Below are 1,403 nucleotides of genomic sequence, written 5' to 3'. Positions count from 1 at the left end.
GACCGGTCCTGAGCGCGTCCGCACAGCACGACTCCGCCCCGGTCGGTCCGGGGCGGGCGTCGTCCGCGCGGTCGATCAGTAGCCGCGCGGGGGAGCGGTGCCGTCGCCGCGGCTTCGCTGCTGCCCCAGGAGGAAGAAGGAGAACAGGAAGCCCAGCACGGCCACGCCCATGAGGATGTAGCCCACCATCGTCAGGTCGACGCCGCTGATGGCGTCCTGGACGGCGAACGCGAGGATCGCGCCGACGGCCAGCAGGAACAGGGATCCACCGATGTACATGTGCTCGCCTTTCGTGCGGGTGCCCCGAACGGTAGGCCCGGCTGCCGTCGTCCGCACCTCGGCCGAGCGGGCGGGCGCGTGTGACCGGTGCCTCGGTTCGGTGTGACCGGCGCCTCCTATGCTCGCAGCGACGCCCGGCGACGGGACCGCGACGAAAGGACACGCCCGTGGGAGAGCTCGTGCGCCTGGAGGTGACCGACGGCGTCGGCACCATCCGGCTGGACCGGCCCAAGATGAACGCCCTCAACGCCCAGGTGCAGGAGGAGATCCTCGCCGTGGCGCAGGAGGCCGACCGCCGCGACGACGTCGCCGCCGTGGTCGTCTACGGCGGCGAGCGGGTCTTCGCCGCCGGCGCCGACATCAAGGAGATGGCGACGATGTCGTACGCCGAGATGGCGCGCCACGGCCAGACCCTCCAGGCGTTCACCCGGGCCCTGGCCGCGATCGGCAAGCCCACGGTCTCGGCCATCACCGGCTACGCGCTCGGCGGCGGCTGCGAGGTCGCGCTGGCCACGGACGTCCGGTTATGCGCCGACGACGCGAAGCTCGGCCAGCCCGAGATCCTGCTCGGCATCATCCCCGGCGCGGGCGGCACACAGCGCCTGGCCCGCCTGGTCGGGCCGTCGGTCGCGAGGACCTCATCTTCACCGGCCGCCAGGTCGACGCCCAGGAGGCGCTCGCCCTCGGCCTGGTCGACCGGGTCGTGCCGAAGGAGGAGGTCTACGACGAGGCGGTCGCGTGGGCCAGCCGGTTCGTCGGCGGCCCGGCGCTCGCGCTGCGGGCGGCCAAGGACGCCGTCGACCGCGGCCTCGAGGTCGACCTGCAGACCGGCCTGGAGATCGAGCGCCAGGCCTTCACCGCCCTGTTCGCGACCGACGACCAGCGCGCCGGGATGCAGTCGTTCATGGAGAACGGACCGGGCAAGGCGACGTTCACCGGTCGGTGAGGACGAGCGGCCGACCCCCGGGAGTGCTTCCATCGACTCCCGGGGGACACGCACGAGGGAGGGGACCGATGACCAGCGCCACGCCCGGCACGCCCGCCGGGGGAGACGCCGACGGACGTCCGCCGCTGCGTGACGTCGTGCCGCAGTGGCCGGTGACGGCCGGCGACGTCGTCGCCGC

Annotated in this window: 1 protein-coding gene and 1 pseudogene; one reads left to right on the top strand and one right to left on the bottom strand. The window is 73.5% G+C overall.

Annotation, left to right across the window (positions count from 1 at the left end):
- Positions 1-75 precede the first annotated feature (75 nt).
- Positions 76-279, bottom strand: coding sequence for a DUF6458 family protein (locus AC2W7G_RS16295; RefSeq protein WP_485869358.1), 204 nt, complete (start codon positions 277-279; stop codon positions 76-78).
- A 233-nt stretch (positions 280-512) separates the two neighbouring features.
- On the opposite strand from AC2W7G_RS16295, the pseudogene AC2W7G_RS16290 reads away from it, so the two are divergent.
- Positions 513-1,225 (top strand): annotated as a pseudogene (locus AC2W7G_RS16290) (enoyl-CoA hydratase/isomerase family protein).
- Positions 1,226-1,403 lie beyond the last annotated feature (178 nt).

The sequence above is a fragment of the Aeromicrobium sp. PFPM2_SD2 genome (assembly GCF_057364525.1).
The sequence above is the reverse complement of the archived record's forward strand: the minus strand, read 5'-3'. Positions and strand labels throughout refer to the sequence as shown.

What these genes read in the sequence shown, in the direction of transcription:
- AC2W7G_RS16295 (WP_485869358.1), bottom strand. Translation starts at nt 279, where the DNA reads ATGTACATCGGTGGATCCCTGTTCCTGCTGGCCGTCGGCGCGATCCTC.